Here is a 17,067-nt window from a genome sequence, read left to right as displayed (position 1 = left end):
TGATGCGAACTTTGGTTTAGTCATTCTCACTAGTTATATCCTTCGGATCTTTCGAGCATTCGAAGGCGCTCGGCCACCACGACCCCTGTCGGTGGGTGGCGAGCAAACCAAGATTAAACGAGAGTTTGATCCTGGCTCAGAATCAACGCTGGCGGCGTGCCTAACACATGCAAGTCGCACGAGAAAGTGGAGCAATCCATGAGTAAAGTGGCGCACGGGTGAGTAACACGTGAATGATCTACCTCCGAGTGGGGAATAACTAAGAGAAATCTTGGCTAATACCGCATAACACTTACGAGTCAAAGCAGCAATGCGCTTGGAGAGGAGTTCGCGGCCGATTAGTTAGTTGGCGGGGTAATGGCCCACCAAGACGATGATCGGTATCCGGCCTGAGAGGGCGCACGGACACACTGGAACTGAAACACGGTCCAGACTCCTACGGGAGGCAGCAGTGGGGAATTTTGCGCAATGGGGGAAACCCTGACGCAGCAACGCCGCGTGGAGGATGAAGTATCTTGGTACGTAAACTCCTTTCGATAGGGACGATTATGACGGTACCTATAGAAGAAGCCCCGGCTAACTTCGTGCCAGCAGCCGCGGTAATACGAGGGGGGCAAGCGTTGTTCGGATTTATTGGGCGTAAAGGGTGCGTAGGCGGTTTGATAAGTCTGGTGTGAAATCTATGGGCTCAACCCATAGTCTGCACTAGAAACTGTCGGGCTTGAGTATGGGAGAGGTGAGTGGAATTTCCGGTGTAGCGGTGAAATGCGTAGATATCGGAAGGAACACCTGTGGCGAAAGCGGCTCACTGGACCATAACTGACGCTGAGGCACGAAAGCTAGGGGAGCAAACAGGATTAGATACCCTGGTAGTCCTAGCCCTAAACGATGATTGCTTGATGTGACAGGTACCCAATCCTGTCGTGTCGAAGCTAACGCGATAAGCAATCCGCCTGGGGAGTACGGTCGCAAGGCTGAAACTCAAAGGAATTGACGGGGGCCCGCACAAGCGGTGGAGCATGTGGTTTAATTCGACGCAACGCGAAGAACCTTACCTGGGCTCGAAATGTAGTGGACTGGGGTAGAAATATCCCTTCCTAGCAATAGGCTGCTATATAGGTGCTGCATGGCTGTCGTCAGCTCGTGTCGTGAGATGTTGGGTTAAGTCCCGCAACGAGCGCAACCCTTATCTTCAGTTGCTACCATTTAGTTGAGCACTCTGACGAAACCGCCTCGGATAACGGGGAGGAAGGTGGGGATGACGTCAAGTCCTCATGGCCTTTATGTCCAGGGCTACACACGTGCTACAATGGCCGGTACAAACCGCTGCAAACCCGTGAGGGGGAGCTAATCGGAAAAAGCCGGCCTCAGTTCGGATTGGAGTCTGCAACTCGACTCCATGAAGCTGGAATCGCTAGTAATCGCAGATCAGCATGCTGCGGTGAATACGTTCCCGGGCCTTGTACACACCGCCCGTCACATCACGAAAGTGGGTTGCACTAGAAGTCGGTGCGCTAACCGCAAGGGAGCAGCCGCCCAAGGTGTAATTCATGATTGGGGTGAAGTCGTAACAAGGTAGCCGTAGGAGAACCTGCGGCTGGATCACCTCCTTTCTAAGAGAGAACGTCATGGCATTCAAATACGTCCCGCGATCGCGGGCGGCGTATGCCGAGTATTTGAAGCGACCATGCACCGTCTCCGGTCATTACGTTTATCGGAGATGAGCCTGAACTAAACCTTCTCTTTTTCGCTTTTATCAAGATCGATGGTCAGAAGCGGCGTAGCCGCTTCGCACATTCAACTGTGTCCTCGAAACCTTTCGAGAATCCAGCTCTAGCTTCCAGCTGTCAGCTTCTGGCTACAGACTGGAGGCCAGCAGCTCAAGGCTGTCGTTACGGGCCTGTAGCTCAGTTGGTTAGAGCGCACCCCTGATAAGGGTGAGGTCGGTAGTTCGAATCTACCCAGGCCCACCATTATCCCGATGATCAGCTAAACTGATTATCAAGGGGCTGTAGCTCAGTTGGGAGAGCACCTGCTTTGCAAGCAGGGGGTCAGCGGTTCGATCCCGCTCAGCTCCACCACTTCTCGATTGGCATATTCAAAAGCAGCGATGTCTGCTTGAGGTTGAGTCTCCGCAAGTTTGGAGATTGAACCTTGGGCAGGAATGCTCAAGCCGCCTCAGGGCGCGAATGCGACGCAGCAATGCAGATCGCTCAACGATTTTTGACAACTGAATAGATTGGGTAAATATAACTACAAGGCTGAGCAATATCCTTCGGGTAGTCTCCGAAGCGAATTGTCAGTATTGAGTGTCTTTAGATAAATATCTGTATTAGTGAATCGCCTCGAACGATGAGGCAAGATGATCTGATACTTGGCGTGGACTATATCAAACGTAGAACGCTCTACGTTGCAGGGGTTGTCTCTCTGCTGCGTGCGAGTAAATTCTATGGTCAAGCTACTAAGGGCGCACGGTGGATGCCTTGGCAGAAACAGGCGATGAAGGACGTGGCAAGCTGCGATAAGCCTCGGGGAGCCGCACACAGGCGTTGATCCGGGGATTTCCGAATGGGGAAACCCACCATGGTAAAACCATGGTATGTCCTACTGAATTCATAGGTAGGAACAGGCGAACGGAGGGAAGTGAACCATCTCAGTACCTCCAGGAGGAGAAAGAAACCTCGATTCCGAAAGTAGTGGCGAGCGAAATCGGAACAGCCCAAACCCGTACTATTTCGGTAGTTCGGGGGTTGTAGGGCCTGCAATAGTAGAGTTACCAATCTGGTCGATAGCTGAAGCTTCTGGAAAGGGGCTCCATAGAGGGTGACAGACCCGTAAGCGAAATTGATCCAGACTCGAAGCAGGTACCTGAGTAAGGCGGGGCACGAGAAACCCTGCTTGAATCCACGGGGACCATCCCGTAAGGCTAAATACTCGTTTCTGACCGATAGTGAACCAGTACCGTGAGGGAAAGGCGAAAAGAACCCCATTGAGGGGAGTGAAAAGTACCTGAAACCGTGTGCCTACAAGCAGTGGGAGGACTATGCCCGTAAGGGAATGTCTGACCGCGTGCCTATTGCATAATGAGCCGGCTAGTTATTCTTGTCAGCAAGGTTAAGCGTGAGCGAGCCGCAGCGAAAGCGAGTCTGAATAGGGCGATAAGTTGGCAGGAATAGACGCGAAGCGGGATGATCTACCCTTGGCCAGGTTGAAGTTGGGGTAACACCCAATGGAGGACCGAACCGGTGTTTGTTGAAAAAAGCTCGGATGAGCTGAGGGTAGGGGTGAAAGGCTAATCAAATTCCGTGATAGCTCGTTCTCTCCGAAATAGCTTTAGGGCTAGCGTCAGGTGATTTGGATCGGTGGTAGAGACATGGATGGACTAGGGGGCTTTCCGGCTTACTGAATCCAATCAAACTTCGAATGCCGATCACAACCAGCCTGGCAGTCAGACTGTGGGGGCTAAGCTTCACAGTCGAGAGGAAAACAGTCCAGACCGCCTGCTAAGGTCCCAAAATTACAGTTAAGTGGGAAAGGAAGTCGGAACGCTCAGACAGCCAGGAGGTTGGCTTAGAAGCAGCCATCCTTTAAAGAAAGCGTAATAGCTCACTGGTCAAGCGGTCCGGTGCCGACAATACAACGGGGCTAAAACTGTATACCGAAGCAACGGATGCACATCTTAGGGTGTGCGTGGTAGGAGAGCATTCTGTCGTGTATGAAGCGCAACTGAGAAGATGCGTGGACGTTACAGAAGAGACCCTGCCGGCATAAGTAGCGATAAGGAAGGTGAGAACCCTTCCCGCCGAAAGTCTAAGGTTTCCTGAGGAAGGTTAATCCGCTCAGGGTTAGGCGGTCCCTAAGTCGAGGCCGAAAGGCGTAGACGATGGAACTCCGGTTAATATTCCGGACCTCCCAATTTCTCGTTATCACGATGGGGTGACGCAGAAGGATAAGCAGGACCTCATATGGCTATGGGGTTCGATGCGCGTAAGCTGGTTTCTCCAGGCAAATCCGGAGAGACTTAACAGTGAGGCGCAAAGCAGTAAGCCGTATGGCTGAAAGCTGCCGATTTCATGCTGCCAAGAAAAACCTCTAAGGAGAGGGATTGGGAACCGTACCACAAACCGACACAGGTAGACGAGGAGAATATCCAAAGGCGCTCGAGTGAAAGCTTGTTAAGGAACTCGGCAAATTAGACCCGTAACTTCGGGAGAAGGGTCGCCACTGAGGTGCAAGCCTCTAGTGGCCGCAGTGAAACGCGTACGGCGACTGTTTAACAAAAACACAGGTCTCTGCAAAGTCTAAAACGACGTATAGGGGCTGACTCCTGCCCGGTGCCGGAAGGTTAAAGAGAGAGGTTAGCCGCAAGGCGAAGCTTTGAACTGAAGCCCCGGTGAACGGCGGCCGTAACTATAACGGTCCTAAGGTAGCGAAATTCCTTGTCGGGTAAGTTCCGACCTGCACGAATGGAGTAACGATCGTACGACTGTCTTAACGAGTTGCTCGGCGAACTTGTAGTACCGGTGAAGATGCCGGTTACCCGCAGCTAGACGAAAAGACCCCGTGCACCTTTACTATACTTTTACAGTGGGTTACGGCAATTGCTGCGCAGGATAGGTGGGAGGCTTTGATATCAGGTTCTCGGACTTGGTGGAGCCAACGGTGAGATACCACCCTGCGATTGTTGTGACTCTAACCTCCTCCCATGATCTGGGAGAGGGACATTGTAAGACGGGTAGTTTGACTGGGGCGGTCGCCTCCTAAATTGTAACGGAGGCGCGCGAAGCTACACTCAGGTCGTTTGGAAATCGACCGTCGAGTGCAAAGGCATAAGTGTGGTTAACTGCGAGACCTACAAGTCGAGCAGATGCGAAAGCAGGCCTTAGTGATCCGGTGGTTCTGTATGGAAGGGCCATCGCTCAACGGATAAAAGGTACGCCGGGGATAACAGGCTGATCATTGCCAAGAGTTCATATCGACGCAATGGTTTGGCACCTCGATGTCGGCTCATCGCATCCTGGAGCTGTAGAAGGTTCCAAGGGTTAGGCTGTTCGCCTATTAAAGCGGTACGTGAGCTGGGTTCAGAACGTCGCGAGACAGTTCGGTCTCTATCTGCTGTGGGCGTAGGAGATTTGAAGAGGGCTGTCCTTAGTACGAGAGGACCGGGATGGACGAACCTCTTGTGTTCCAGTTGTCTTGCCAAAGGCACGGCTGGGTAGCGAAGTTCGGTTGTGATAACCGCTGAATGCATATAAGCGGGAAGCACGCTCTAAGATGAGATCTCCCAACCCAAAAGGGAAATGAAGGGCCCAGGAAGACCACCTGGTTGATAGGCTGGAGGTTGAAGCGCAGTAATGTGTGTAGCTTACCAGTACTAATCGCCCGTTCGGCTTGTCCATAGAATTTACTCTGCGCAGACTGATAATCGTAAGAACAACTACGAGAGTCCACTGTCTGGAGTCATTCAATACAAGCTTTGTAGTTATACGAGATATAACTAAATACGTTTTGGTAAATGTCTGCTCAATCTATTCAGTTGTGGAAGATCGCGCGAGCGAAATTCTCAAGTTTGCCGGTGAGTTTACCGCGAGGGTCACACCCGTTCCCATCCCGAACACGGAAGTTAAGCCTCGTTGGGCCGATGGTACTGCACGCGTAAGTGTGTGGGAGATTAGGTGATCGCCGGCATAATTTCAAAAGCCCCATCCATCCCGGATGGGGCTTTTCGTTTAAGTTTTCAACTCCGATACCGCTAATTCCATCTCTACATCCACATCGTGCTCCGATGGTATATATTGTTGCAACTGCGGATAATATCCTCTGAGACAACTTGGGAGAGCCTTCAATGACCGTGACGCGCAGGACCCTGCTTCAAATGACGACAGCCGGAGCCGCACTGTTCGGCGTGCGCGCCGCATTTCCCGAGCTGGCAAAAGCAGCGCAGAGCGCAGACAGCAGCACCCCACAGACTGCGGAGCAGAAACTCTACGCCGGGCTACTGAAGACATGGTGCGACGGCATCATCGCGCGGCAAATCACCGAGCTTCGCGACCCGGCATTTTATGGTGGCCTGCTCTGCCCATCCTGTGCGCTCATTCACGGCCGTTGCGGAGACGCAGTCTATCCGCTGCTGAAGATGGCGCACACTTCAGGAGACAGTAAGTATGTGCGCGCGGCAAAGCTGGTGCACGAGTGGTCCCAGGCGCAGGTCAGCCGCGCCGACGGCAGTTGGGTCAACGACGTCTCGCTGAGTTCATGGCAGGGCATCACCGTCTTCCACACCATCGCACTCGCCGAGGCGCTCAAGCACCACGGCGAAGTCCTCGACAAGCCGACGCGTGCCGCTTGGACAGACCGCGTAGCCGCCGCCGCAAAGTTCCTCGACAGCTTCATCAGCATCGAGACCGGCAACGTGAACTACCCGGTCACATCGACGCTTGCCTTCGTGCTGTGCGGTCAATTGCTCGGCGAGGACCGCTACATAGAGCGCGGCCGCAAGCTGGCCCAGCGCGTCATGGAGCAGTTCACCCCCGACGGTTTCCTCTTCGGCGAGGGCCACCCGCTCGACGGCATCTCGCCCAAAGGCTGCCGCCCCATCGATCTCGGCTACAACATCGAGGAGTCGCTGCCATCGCTCGCCCTCTACAGCCTTCTCGCGAACGACAAGCCGGTCGAGCAGCAGGTCGTCGCCGCGCTCAAGACCCACATGGAGTTCCAGCTACCCGATGGCGCATGGGACAACAGCTGGGGCACGCGCAACTACAAGTGGACCTGGTGGGGCAGCCGCACCAGCGACGGCTGCCACCCTGGCTTTGTCCTCATGGCGCATCACGACCCGCGCTTTCGCGAGGCAGCCCGTCGCAACGCAGAGCTGATGCAGGCCTCGACCCACGATGGCTTGCTCTACGGAGGCCCGCACTACTACGAGCACGGCGACCTGCCCTGCGTCCACCACAGCTTCACCCACGCGAAGGCGCTGGCCACCGTCCTCGATCGCGGCAGCTTCCCGGAAAATCCCGAGCGGTCACAGCTCCCGCGCGACATCGCATACGGCGTCAAGAGCTTTCCCGTCATCGGCACACGCCTGGCCGCTGCAGGCCCATGGCGCGCCACCGTCACCGAGTACGACTGGGAGTATATCGAGCACGTGCAAGCAGGCGCAGGCGGATCAGGCGGCGGCCATGTCACAGGCGGCGCTCTCTCCCAGCTCTTCCACGCCGAGATCGGGCCCGTGTTCGTAGCCAGCATGACCCAGTATGAACTGATCGAGATCTCCAACCAGCAGCAATATCGAGACAGCCCACATATGCCGCTGACACCGCGCATCGAGTACACAGAAGCGGGCAAAGCCTACACCAACCTGAACGACTACAAAGCCGTGCTCACCGCGCAGCCCTACGCAGGCTCAATCCTCTTCGACGCCCAGGGCGTCCTGCAAACTCCATCGCACGCGCCACTGCCCGGCGGAGCAAAATACCACGTCACCCATCGCATTGCCGATCCAGCCGTCGAGCTGACAGCCAGCACAACCGGCCTTCCCACCAGCGCGAAGACCCTTCGCTTCATCGTCCCCGTGATCGCGTCGTCCACCGACCGGGTCGAGCAGTCCAATGCACAAACGGTGCACATCATCCGGCCCAAAGGAACGCTCGTCATCAGCACCGACGCCCAGCAGGGCTTCGCACCCATCCCGGCCCAGCGCACCTTCAACCTGGTGCCAGGCTTCGAGGCAGTCCCGCTCACCGTAGCGATGCAGCCCGGCGAACAGGTACGAGTCCGCATCGAAAAAGCAACAAAGGTCTAGCTGACGAACCGCACTCTAGTGCTTCTCGTTCTTGTACTGAGTTTCGGTGTTGCGGACATCGTTTTCGATCTGCTGGATCCGATTGTCGATCTCGTTGCTGGTCAGCGGCTTGCTTCCCGGCCCGATGCCGACCTTCGTCCCATCCGGCGTCGTTGTAATGCGTGTACCATCCCGAGCAATCAGAACTTTGGTGCCATCCGGAGCCGAGGTATAGCTGGTCCCTTTGCCATCGTTGTACACCACAGTCCCATCCACGCCGACCTTCAGCAGCATCCCGTGCTTGCCAACAATCTGCTCCGATCCATCCCCGCCGAACGTAGAACCCGAATGTCCATTGAGGATGATCGTGTTCCCATGTTCATCGCGGAGCGTAAGCGGCGCAGGCGGCGCTGGTGGCGCGGGAGGCATCGGCGCAACCGAGGCCTTCTTCAACTCCATGTCGCCATGGCTGGTCGTCAACCGCAGGTGCGGCCCGCCATGCCCTATCGTGCCCGTAATGCTCTTATGCGGATCGGTCCCCTGCGTATCGAGCGAAAAATCATTGTCCAGGTCGCCATCAGACGTCTCTGCCTGCACAGTAAACGACGCGTGTTCAGGCACCGTCACGGTCACATCGCCGCTGCGATTCTCAACCGTCACATTGCCCATCGGCGGAGCGCTCGTCAGGTCAACCGAGCCATTGCTGTTCGTCACCGAAACATCGCCCGAGACCCGGTCCAGCGTGATGTTCCGATTGCGCGTATTCAGCACCACCGGTCCAACCGCCTGGCTCGCCGTCATGTCGTCTTCGTTCAACTCAGTCTCGCCATCCAGCCGAGCCATCTGGAAGTCCGTGCGGCTCGTATGCAGCTTGATAGGTCCGCGAATATGCGCCAGATGAATCGGTCCGAAGATATCCCCATTGAAGGTCACCGGCCCGCTCAGGTCCGAGAGCGTCAGTTCGCTGCCGTGTCCTGCAACCGTCACCGGGCCTGTAATGCTGCGCGCGCTGAACGACGAATCGCTGTTGTTGATATGCGCCGTCACCGTTCCTGTAATGGCGCTCAGATCGACATCGCCGTGGTTGGCCGTCACATCGACATTGCCCCGAATGGAGCTGACCGTCACATCGCCATGATTCGCCATCACGTTCGTTGCTGCACCGATCGGCACCGTAATGGTCAGGTCAGCCCGTCCTCCACGAATAGCGGGAACCGTCACCGTAAGGGTATTGCCGCCCGTTGTGACGTCGGGGCTAAGCTGCTGTGCATTCGACTCTGCCTCCGAGTCCGTGCGCGTATAAACCGTCTTATGAACGGCGACATGGATCTGGTTATCATCGCTCGTGCCCGAGACCGTCACGCTGCCTCTCGGATTATTCACGACCAGTGAGCTGCCTGCGGCAAATGTCTGGGAAAGCGTCTGGTCGCTCTCGTGTTTATCCCCCAGAAACTGGTCCAGGTTGTCCTGATTGATGCCGAAGTCTTTGTGCAGAAACTCAAATGCGCGTCCATGAAATCCGCCGAAGGCTGCGCCCGCCACGGCAAGAATCAACAGCAGAAAGAACACGCCGCCGCCAACCCGTCGGCGAAACCGCGGCTGCGTGGGGTCAGAGAGAAAGAACTGATCAAACGCCCACTCCAGCAGCATCACGACGCCGGCGGCAAGAAACAGCATCGGCCACCAATGTCCGTACCAGTCCCAGAAGGCATGGCCCGACACGCGCCCGGTCTGAATCAGCAGGAAGACAATGCCAATCGTGATCAGCAGGATCGGGCCGACAATCGAGCCGCGCCGCAGTCCACGCATCTGGTAGCGATACGCTGCGCGCTGTGCGCGATACGCATCTCGTTGCATCCGCGCCTGTTCTTTCACAACCCGGCGCTGATAGCGCCAGTCATTGCCGTAAGGCGGACCTGCAGGTGGCGGTGGTGGAGGATAGCTTCCCATGGCTCAGTTTCCCTCCCGGTCGTGCGTGTCCGGAGAAACGTCGTGCGTGTCCGGAGAAACAGGAGGAACAACAGAGTGCGTCGATGCCGGCGGCGCTTCAGTCCACGAAGGTGCCGAAGGATCCGGCGGAGGGCCCTGCGGAGGCGGATAAGCCGCATAAGGTGCGCCCCCGCTGTAAGCCACTCCGCGAAACACAGCCATCAACCCGGCAACGATAATAAACAGCGGCCAGCTTCTGCCCCACGAAAGAATGTTGAAGCTGTCCAGTAGGAACAGCACACCGATCAGAACAATCCAGATCGATCCCTTGATGGCGTGAAAGAAGCGATAACGATAGAGCGCCGTCCCATCATCCGCCAGCGGCGCGCCAAACTCCGTCATCTTCCGCACAAAGAGCCACACGCCAAACCCAATCAGCAGGAACGGAACAAACCAGTGCATCGAGAGGCCGAACATCCAATGCGAATTTCCAACCAGGAAGATCAGGCCAAGAGCGATCAGCCAGATAGCTCCCGAGGGGAAACGATTACGCGTGTAGGCCGCATTCGGATCTACCGGGCTGAACGGTGGCGCAACATAAGGCTGCTGCTGCGGCGGAACATAGTTCTCCCAGTTCCATGCCGGATTCTGCGCCGGATTCTGAGGCACGCTCCAGTTGGCCGCAGGCGGCGCAGTGTAGGGCGAATAGCCAGCAGCCGGTGGCGGAGGAGCATACGCACTCGAAGCGGCATTCGGGGCCGAAGGATTCGGCTGGCTCGGCGCACCCGTAGGCCACGCCTTGCCAAAGCCCAGCTTCTCACCAAGATCATTCAACCCAAACGGATTCGGCAGCGGTGTGCCGTCGCGCCGCGCCCGAGCAGTGTGATACGCCTCAAAGATCTGGTAGATTACCCAGCCCGCGATCATGAGCCCAAAGAATCCATTGTCATGCGCAAGGCTCACCAGAATGGCGAAGATCACCAGGTGCACAATGCCCTTGGCAAACTGGCCGTTGTACATCGCGCCCACGCCCGGAATGATACCCAGCAGGCCCGCCAATGCAGGGTTCGGATCATTGCCAAACGGTGGCGGAACAGCGCCACCTTGCGGCGCTCCGGCGGCAGGCGCAGCATAACCACCAGCAGGCGCCGTCCCCGAAAGCTTCTCTGCAAGGCACGCCTCGCAATAAACGGAGCTGCCTACATTTCGGACACACTCCTGGCAAATCGCCTTGCCGCAATGCTGGCAAAACGCAACATTTTCTCGATCAGGATGGTTTGCGCAAGTCATACCAGTCCCCCCTCATCCTTAACGCTGGGAAAAAGACCGCTGGAAACGCGGCCAGATAAAAAGACATCAGTGTTTACAAGCGAAGCTGAAAGCGTGCCACGGCGATGCGCAGGACCGGTAAACAGCAGGCTGCCGCCAGGCATCTCGCGCTGGCTCGTCCCCGAGCCCGGCTTCGGGCGGGACTGCTTCTCCTGGTCTGTCTGCGGGCTCTGGCTCGCGGGCTTCTGGCCGTCAGGCTGTTGCTCTGCGCCAGTTGGGGTCGGTTGAGGGCTGGTTGTTGCTGGGGAGTTCTGGGGGCCCGAAGTGCTTGCTGGAAAATCCTCGTCTGAGGAGTGCTGCAGATCTCGTACGCGCGATTCAAGCTCATACACCACGCGCAGGTTGTCCGAGTAGCGCACCACGCGCGCCTTCGCGCTGTAGCAGGAGCGCAGAATGCTCGAAGGCGTGAAGTCGCTCGGTCGCAGGCTGCTCAAGCGCACGCCCGTCAGGTTCATCGTCAATGCAACCGAGAAAAACGCCATCGCCGCCGTCATCGCCAGCCGCGGCTGAAGCATCGTCTGGCCCATCGACCGCAGTCCCCGCACAAAACGGGTGCGGAAGGGAATCACGTTCCCGCTGAACGCCGCCACAGGCTGCGCATCGGTATGCGAATCCGAAGGGATGGGATGGCCCAGCAGCGTACTCGCCTGCCGACGCTGCTCCCGTGCCGCACGAGCGGCGCTTGCCTCCTCCGCAGCCCTGCCCGTCGTCTCGGCGAAGATGCGCTCCACCAGCGCAGCCGAAGGCTCAGGCGGGACGGACTTCAGCATCTCCATCCACTCCATGCCGCGCTCGGCATCGCCGAGCATCGCCCGGCACCCCGGGCACGAGGCTATATGCAGGTCAAAGGTGGCCTGGTCGTCCGCGCTCAGCGTTCCGTCCAGCGCATCGGCCAGCATCGCTTCGCATTGAGCGCACTGGTGCGCATCACCCGTCTGCGGGGTTCCTGCGCTGCCGAATTGGTTGAAGTCTGCCACGTCCCATCACCCGTCTTTCCTGTTCAAATTCCCTGTATTCATATACGTTCCAGCAGCTTCGCAAGTTCCCCGCGGCCCCGGCTGATCCGGCTCTTCACCGTCCCCTCCGGAATCCGAAGAACCTGCGCGATTTCTTTATAATCCATATCCTCCAGGTCGCGGAGAATAACAGCTTCCCGCAACTCTGGCGAGAGTTGTTTCAAGGCATGCTGCACCCGCGCTCTGGTCTCGACGCCCGCAACGTGGCTCTCCTGCGAAGGGCGGCTGTCCGCCAGCCTGTCCGCCATCGTCTGGCCGTCGTCCGAGCCATCCGCCGTCGCATCCAGCGAGTCGCTGAACCGCTCAATCCTTGTTCTCCTGAAGTGATCCACCAGCAGGTTCCGCGCCAGCGTCGTAATCCACGTCTGAAAGCTGCCCTTCTGCGTATCGAAGCTCGCCAGGTTCTTATACAGCTTCAGGAACACATCCTGCGTCAAATCTTCTGCATCGGTAGCCGAACCCGTGAAGCGGTAACAGATAGCGTAGATCCGCCGATGCTGCGAGACCACAAGCTGCTGCCAGGCGTGCGCATCTCCAGCCATGCACTGGCGCACCAGTCTGGCGAGGGCTTCCTGCGCTGCTTGTTGTTCCGGCGTTCTCTCCAACTTGGCCTCAGTTGAATCTGGTGGTGGCAGAAGTGTATCGCGTCGTTTCGATACCCTTGCTTCTCGTTGTGGCCCCTGTTCCGAACCCGTCCGGGCAACCGCATGTAGCCCGCGCCGTAAGCCATGCTGCGAATGGCCGCGAAGCCCGGTCGAAGCTGGTATCGCGATGTGCAGAACGCCCATGCCTGCCTATACGCAGGGGCCTGAGGATTGGTTCAACCCGCCCGAATCCCGCAAAATCTGCAGAATCCAGCCTCAAAACCCTACGGCTTCGGCTCCGTGATCACCCCGCAGGCGATCCGGTTGCCTGCTTCGCCGCTCGGGTCCGTCTTCATATCATCGGCGTGCTCGTGGATCACAATCGCCGTCCCTCCATTCGCCACAATGCTGTTCGAGGCCGACGGGTCCAGAGACAGATAATCCACCTTGAACGTCGCCTCGCCCATATGGTCTTCGCCGACCGAGATATTCGGCAGGTCGCCATTGTGGTGTCCCTTCGGATTCTCCAGCCCATGCTCCCGCCCCGACGGGTTGAAGTGCCCGCCCGCGCCCTTGAAGTCCGGCGCATCGCAAACCGGGTGCTCGTGGATGTGCACCGCATGCTCCCCAAAGTAAATATTCTTGAGGCTCAGTTTGATCTCAACCCGCCCATCCTTCAGCTGCTTAAACTTGGCGGTCCCAGCATCCTGTCCCTTGCTGTTCTTCAGGTGAACAGTCAGCGAGTCATTCGATCTGGCCACGGCTGGCGCGGTCATCAGGCAGGCAACCAATGCTGCAGCAAGAATGCGCATATCTTCTCCAAGTGTCTGAGAATATCCGATTATTGGACGCCTGACGAGAATCCTCGTCGCTTTACCCCGGTACCGTATCGGTTCTCCCGACAGCCTTTAAGCCCGCCCATGTACAATTCCGTTCATGCCTTCGACTCCCCTGCTTCGTTTCCTCCGCTTCGCTGCGCTTTCCTTGCTTTTCACCGGCTTTGCAACCCTGTCCATCGCGCAGGAAGCCGCCCCGGCCAGCGAAACAAAGCCAGCAGCCGCCGAGTCCAAACCCTCCCCCGCAACCCCCGGCATGTCCATGACCCTGCCGCCGCTCCCGCCCGACGCCCACGTCGACCAGAGCATCACCCTCAACGGCAAAGTCCTCCACTACACCGCCACCGTCGGCACCCTGCCCGTGCGCGACGAAAAGGGCGCGCTCGCCGGCGAAGTCGTCTACACGGCCTACACCGTCGAAGGCAAAAACCGCCCCGTCACCTTCGCCTTCAACGGAGGCCCCGGCGCATCATCCGTCTACCTCAACCTCGGCGCCATCGGCCCCAAGCGCGTAGCCTTCGGCGACCAGAACGACAGCCCATCCGACCCCGCCACCCTCACCGACAACCCCGGCACCTGGCTCGACTTCACCGACCTCGTATTCATCGACCCCATCGGCACCGGCTTCAGCCGCTCGCTCGTCCCCGAAGCCGAAGCCAAAAAACTCTTCTACACCCCCACCTCCGACGTCGAGTACCTCTCCCGCGTCGTCTACGACTGGCTCGTCAAAAACGACCGCCTCGAAGACCGCAAGTACATCATCGGCGAAAGCTACGGCGGCTTCCGCTGCCCGCGCATGACCAGCTATCTGCAAACCCAGCTCGGCGTAGCCATGAACGGCGTCGTGCTCGTCTCGCCCTATCTCAATCCAGCGATCAACAGCCAGGGCGACATCTCGCCGCTCCCCTGGATGATGACCCTCCCCTCCATCGCCGCCGCGCATCTTGAGCGTGAAGACAAGCTCACACCCGACGCCATGGCCGCCATCATCCACTACACCGAGACCGACTACGCCAGCGCATTGATGCAGGGCCGCTCCGACCCAACCGCCGAGCAGGCCATGATCCAGCACGTCACCGAGATCACCGGCCTCGACCCCGTCTTCGTCAAGCGTTCCGGAGGCCGCCTCGAAACCCAGGCCTACCTTCGCGAGGTCTACCGCGCCGAAGGCAAGCTGGCCAGCCGCTACGATCCCAACGTCATCGCGTGGGACCCGTTCCCATTCGCCCCCAACCAGCGCAACGACGACCCCCTGCTGAACTCCATCATCGCCCCCACCACCACCGCCATGGTCGACTTCGTCACCCACACCGTCGGCTGGAAGACGATGGCCCGTTACAACGCCCTCAGCTACGCGGTTAACGCCGCCTGGGCCTCGAACGACGACCTCCGCAGCGGTTCCACCCAGCAGCTACGCGACGCCGTCGCCACCGACCCGAAGATGTGGGTGCTCATCGCCCACGGCTGGGGCGATCTCTCCTGCCCGTTCATGGGCTCAATCCTCACCGTCAACCAGATGCCCGCCATGGGCGACCCCACCCGCGTCCAGGTCCACGAATACCCCGGCGGCCACATGTTCTACACCCGCAAAGAGAGCCAGCAGGCCCTCCGCAAAGACGTCATCCAGATGTTCGACCGCCACTAACGCAGTTGCATTTGTTTTTGCAGTTGCAATTGCAGTTGTCTTTTCGTGTTCGTCATCCCCCGCAAGGGGGACCTGCTTTAGCCCAACAGCCGTCATCCTGAGCGAAGCGACCGCAGGGAGCGGAGTCGAAGGATCCCGAAACAGCCAAATCCCACCCATACCCTCCAACCCTTTCAGCCACAACATCAGTCATCTCGATCGTAGGCGTCGCAGACGCGGAGTGGAGAGAGCAGCTCTTGTCTTTGCTGTTGTCGTTGTCGTTGCTGTTGCTTTTGAGATAGGCCCGGACTTCAGTCCGGGCACACCAGCCACAAAAGCAGAGGGCTTTAGCCCCCGGATATGCCGGGGAAAGACCCGATTCCCCACGAACCTCCCCACACAACAAACCACAGGCATCTCCCACGTACAAAACAACATCCATCAGTTGAACTCTTTTCTCAAGAAGGACTAGAATTCTCCCGTTTTGCAGACCGGCTGTACAAATTCACCTATTCGGAGAAGAAACAGATGCCCCGGTTCAAATCCGTCATACTTGCTGCCTCTTTGCTCGCTTTCACCGCCTCCACGCCGCTCGCTCTGGCCCAGGCCAGCTCCACCTGGTCCCAGGACGACACCGTCCGTATCGTGAAGGATGTCCAGAAGAATATCAACCGCCTCACCTCCTACGCTGTCTTCGACTGGATCACCTTCGGCATCCACGGCAAAACCATCGTCCTTCACGGTTACGCCTCGCGTCCCGTCTTGAAGTCCGACGCCGAACGGGCCGTCAAGAGCATCGCCGGCGTCGAGGGCGTCGACAACCAGATTCAGGTCCTGCCCTACTCGCCCAACGACGACCGCGTCCGCGCCGCCGTCTACAACCGCATCTACACCTCGCCGACCTTGCGGATGTATAACGCCAACCAGGGCAGCCTTGGCCGCGCCATCGGGCCCGGTGCAGGCGTAGCGCTGGCCGCCGGCGGCATTACCAACACCCCGCCGATCGGCTATCACGCCATCCACATCATCGTGAACAACGGCAACGTCACGCTCTACGGCGTAGTCAACAGCTCCTCGGACGCAGCCGTCGCAGGCATGCAGGCCAACTCCGCCCCCGGCGCCTTCAGCGTCAACAACGAGCTGGTAGTAGCCGGCGCCCCAAAGAAAGAAAAATAACCGCGGATGCCCCAGGTCTCGATTCTGAGACCTTGGATAATTCGCCATCAATCCGGGTGCCCCACGTCTCGCTTCTGATGAGACGTGGGGTTTCTCGTATCAACAGCCGTCATCACGCTCAGCCCTCACACCTCAACAGCCGTCATCCTGAGCGAAGATTGTCATCGTGAAGAAACAGCCGTCATCCTGAGCGAAGCGACCGCAGGGAGCGGAGTCGAAGGACCCCGACACTGCCAAATCCCACCCGTACCCTCCAACCCTTTCAGCCACAACCGGTTTCATTCGCGCACAGGCGCGAACCGCTTTACTTATCAACGGCACAAAAACTCCCCGAAGCGGAAGGGCACGCGTTCACGCGTGCCAATAAAAGCCACGCCGAAAACGGGGTCCCCAGCCAGCTTGCTGGCTGGGGTGAGAAGGCGTCTACCGCTCTGCCGAAGGCTCGCCGTTAGGACGCTTTTCGACCTACCGCCACAAAACCAACCCCAAGACCACAGATGTCAAGCCCCCAAACCTGTGGATAACGCCACAACCTCCACAAATACCGGGAGATATTTCCTGCCGCAGATTGGCGGTTTAGTTTTCCCCCACTTGCTACACTTAAACCAGATAGAAAACCCGTAAGGCCCCGGAACCTCATCCGGGGCCTTACGCATTTGCAATGAAGACTTTGCGAAAGGGAAGAGGCAATGGCCAATCAAATCAGTACCTTACAGGCAACCAAACCCGCGAAGTCCAACCCTAACCCAAATCTTATGAAGACTTTGCACCAAAACACGGGGGATGGGGG

Annotated in this window: 8 protein-coding genes, 2 tRNA genes and 3 rRNA genes; 8 read left to right on the top strand and 5 right to left on the bottom strand. The window is 57.9% G+C overall.

Features of this window, described 5'->3' with window-relative positions; genetic code table 11:
• The first annotated feature begins 113 nt into the window (after positions 1–113).
• The 6 genes from IEX36_RS16280 to IEX36_RS16255 all read left to right on the top strand — a co-directional run bounded on the left by IEX36_RS16280 (position 114) and on the right by IEX36_RS16255 (position 7,804).
• Positions 114–1,613 (top strand): 16S ribosomal RNA (locus IEX36_RS16280).
• A gap of 283 nt (positions 1,614–1,896) precedes the next feature.
• Positions 1,897–1,973 (top strand) — tRNA-Ile (locus IEX36_RS16275).
• A 32-nt stretch (positions 1,974–2,005) separates the two neighbouring features.
• A tRNA-Ala gene (locus tag IEX36_RS16270) sits at positions 2,006–2,081 on the top strand.
• Between the two features lie 370 nt (positions 2,082–2,451).
• A 23S ribosomal RNA gene (locus IEX36_RS16265) occupies positions 2,452–5,399 on the top strand.
• A 172-nt stretch (positions 5,400–5,571) separates the two neighbouring features.
• Positions 5,572–5,688: ribosomal RNA gene (gene rrf, locus IEX36_RS16260) — 5S ribosomal RNA — on the top strand.
• The 16S, 23S and 5S rRNA genes sit together here with 2 tRNA genes alongside, the layout of an rRNA operon.
• 187 nt (positions 5,689–5,875) lie before the next feature.
• Entirely contained in the window at positions 5,876–7,804 is a 1,929-nt protein-coding gene (locus IEX36_RS16255) for an ulvan lysase-like protein (RefSeq protein ID WP_188760624.1), read from the top strand.
• Positions 7,805–7,819: 15 nt separating this feature from the next.
• Here IEX36_RS16255 and IEX36_RS16250 read toward each other — a convergent pair whose 3' ends face one another.
• The 5 genes from IEX36_RS16250 to IEX36_RS16230 form a co-directional block, all read right to left on the bottom strand.
• Positions 7,820–9,733, bottom strand: coding sequence for a DUF4097 family beta strand repeat-containing protein (locus IEX36_RS16250; protein WP_188760623.1), 1,914 nt, complete (start codon positions 9,731–9,733; stop codon positions 7,820–7,822).
• Between the two features lie 3 nt (positions 9,734–9,736).
• Positions 9,737–11,002 (bottom strand): B-box zinc finger protein, encoded by a 1,266-nt coding sequence (locus IEX36_RS16245; RefSeq protein WP_188760622.1) that lies wholly within the window; start codon positions 11,000–11,002, stop codon positions 9,737–9,739.
• Positions 10,999–12,018, bottom strand: coding sequence for an anti-sigma factor (locus IEX36_RS16240; RefSeq protein ID WP_188760621.1), 1,020 nt, complete (start codon positions 12,016–12,018; stop codon positions 10,999–11,001). The genes IEX36_RS16245 and IEX36_RS16240 overlap by 4 nt, the downstream gene beginning before the upstream one ends.
• A 38-nt stretch (positions 12,019–12,056) precedes the next feature.
• Entirely contained in the window at positions 12,057–12,662 is a 606-nt protein-coding gene (locus IEX36_RS16235; RefSeq protein ID WP_229669073.1) for an RNA polymerase sigma factor, read from the bottom strand.
• Between the two features lie 263 nt (positions 12,663–12,925).
• On the bottom strand, positions 12,926–13,453 hold the full coding sequence (locus IEX36_RS16230; protein WP_188760619.1) for a superoxide dismutase family protein: 528 nt from the start codon (positions 13,451–13,453) through the stop codon (positions 12,926–12,928).
• Between the two features lie 124 nt (positions 13,454–13,577).
• Here IEX36_RS16230 and IEX36_RS16225 point away from each other — a divergent pair, with 124 nt between their 5' ends.
• Both IEX36_RS16225 and IEX36_RS16220 read left to right on the top strand, forming a co-directional pair.
• Positions 13,578–15,122: a S10 family peptidase gene (locus IEX36_RS16225; RefSeq protein ID WP_188760618.1), complete on the top strand. Its 1,545-nt coding sequence runs from the start codon at positions 13,578–13,580 to the stop codon at positions 15,120–15,122.
• 507 nt (positions 15,123–15,629) lie between these two features.
• Positions 15,630–16,277, top strand: coding sequence for a BON domain-containing protein (locus tag IEX36_RS16220; RefSeq protein WP_188760617.1), 648 nt, complete (start codon positions 15,630–15,632; stop codon positions 16,275–16,277).
• Positions 16,278–17,067: the final 790 nt, after the last annotated feature.

It is taken from the genome of Edaphobacter acidisoli (assembly GCF_014642855.1).
GTDB lineage: Bacteria > Acidobacteriota > Terriglobia > Terriglobales > Acidobacteriaceae > Edaphobacter > Edaphobacter acidisoli.
The sequence above is the reverse complement of the archived record's forward strand: the minus strand, read 5'-3'. Positions and strand labels throughout refer to the sequence as shown.

Coding starts and splice junctions, on each gene's coding strand:
- IEX36_RS16255 (WP_188760624.1), top strand. CDS start 5,876: ATGACGACAGCCGGAGCCGCACTGTTCGGCGTGCGCGCCGCATTTCCC.
- IEX36_RS16250 (WP_188760623.1), bottom strand. CDS start 9,733: ATGGGAAGCTATCCTCCACCACCGCCACCTGCAGGTCCGCCTTACGGC.
- IEX36_RS16245 (WP_188760622.1), bottom strand. CDS start 11,002: ATGACTTGCGCAAACCATCCTGATCGAGAAAATGTTGCGTTTTGCCAG.
- IEX36_RS16230 (WP_188760619.1), bottom strand. CDS start 13,453: ATGCGCATTCTTGCTGCAGCATTGGTTGCCTGCCTGATGACCGCGCCA.
- IEX36_RS16225 (WP_188760618.1), top strand. CDS start 13,578: ATGCCTTCGACTCCCCTGCTTCGTTTCCTCCGCTTCGCTGCGCTTTCC.
- IEX36_RS16220 (WP_188760617.1), top strand. CDS start 15,630: ATGCCCCGGTTCAAATCCGTCATACTTGCTGCCTCTTTGCTCGCTTTC.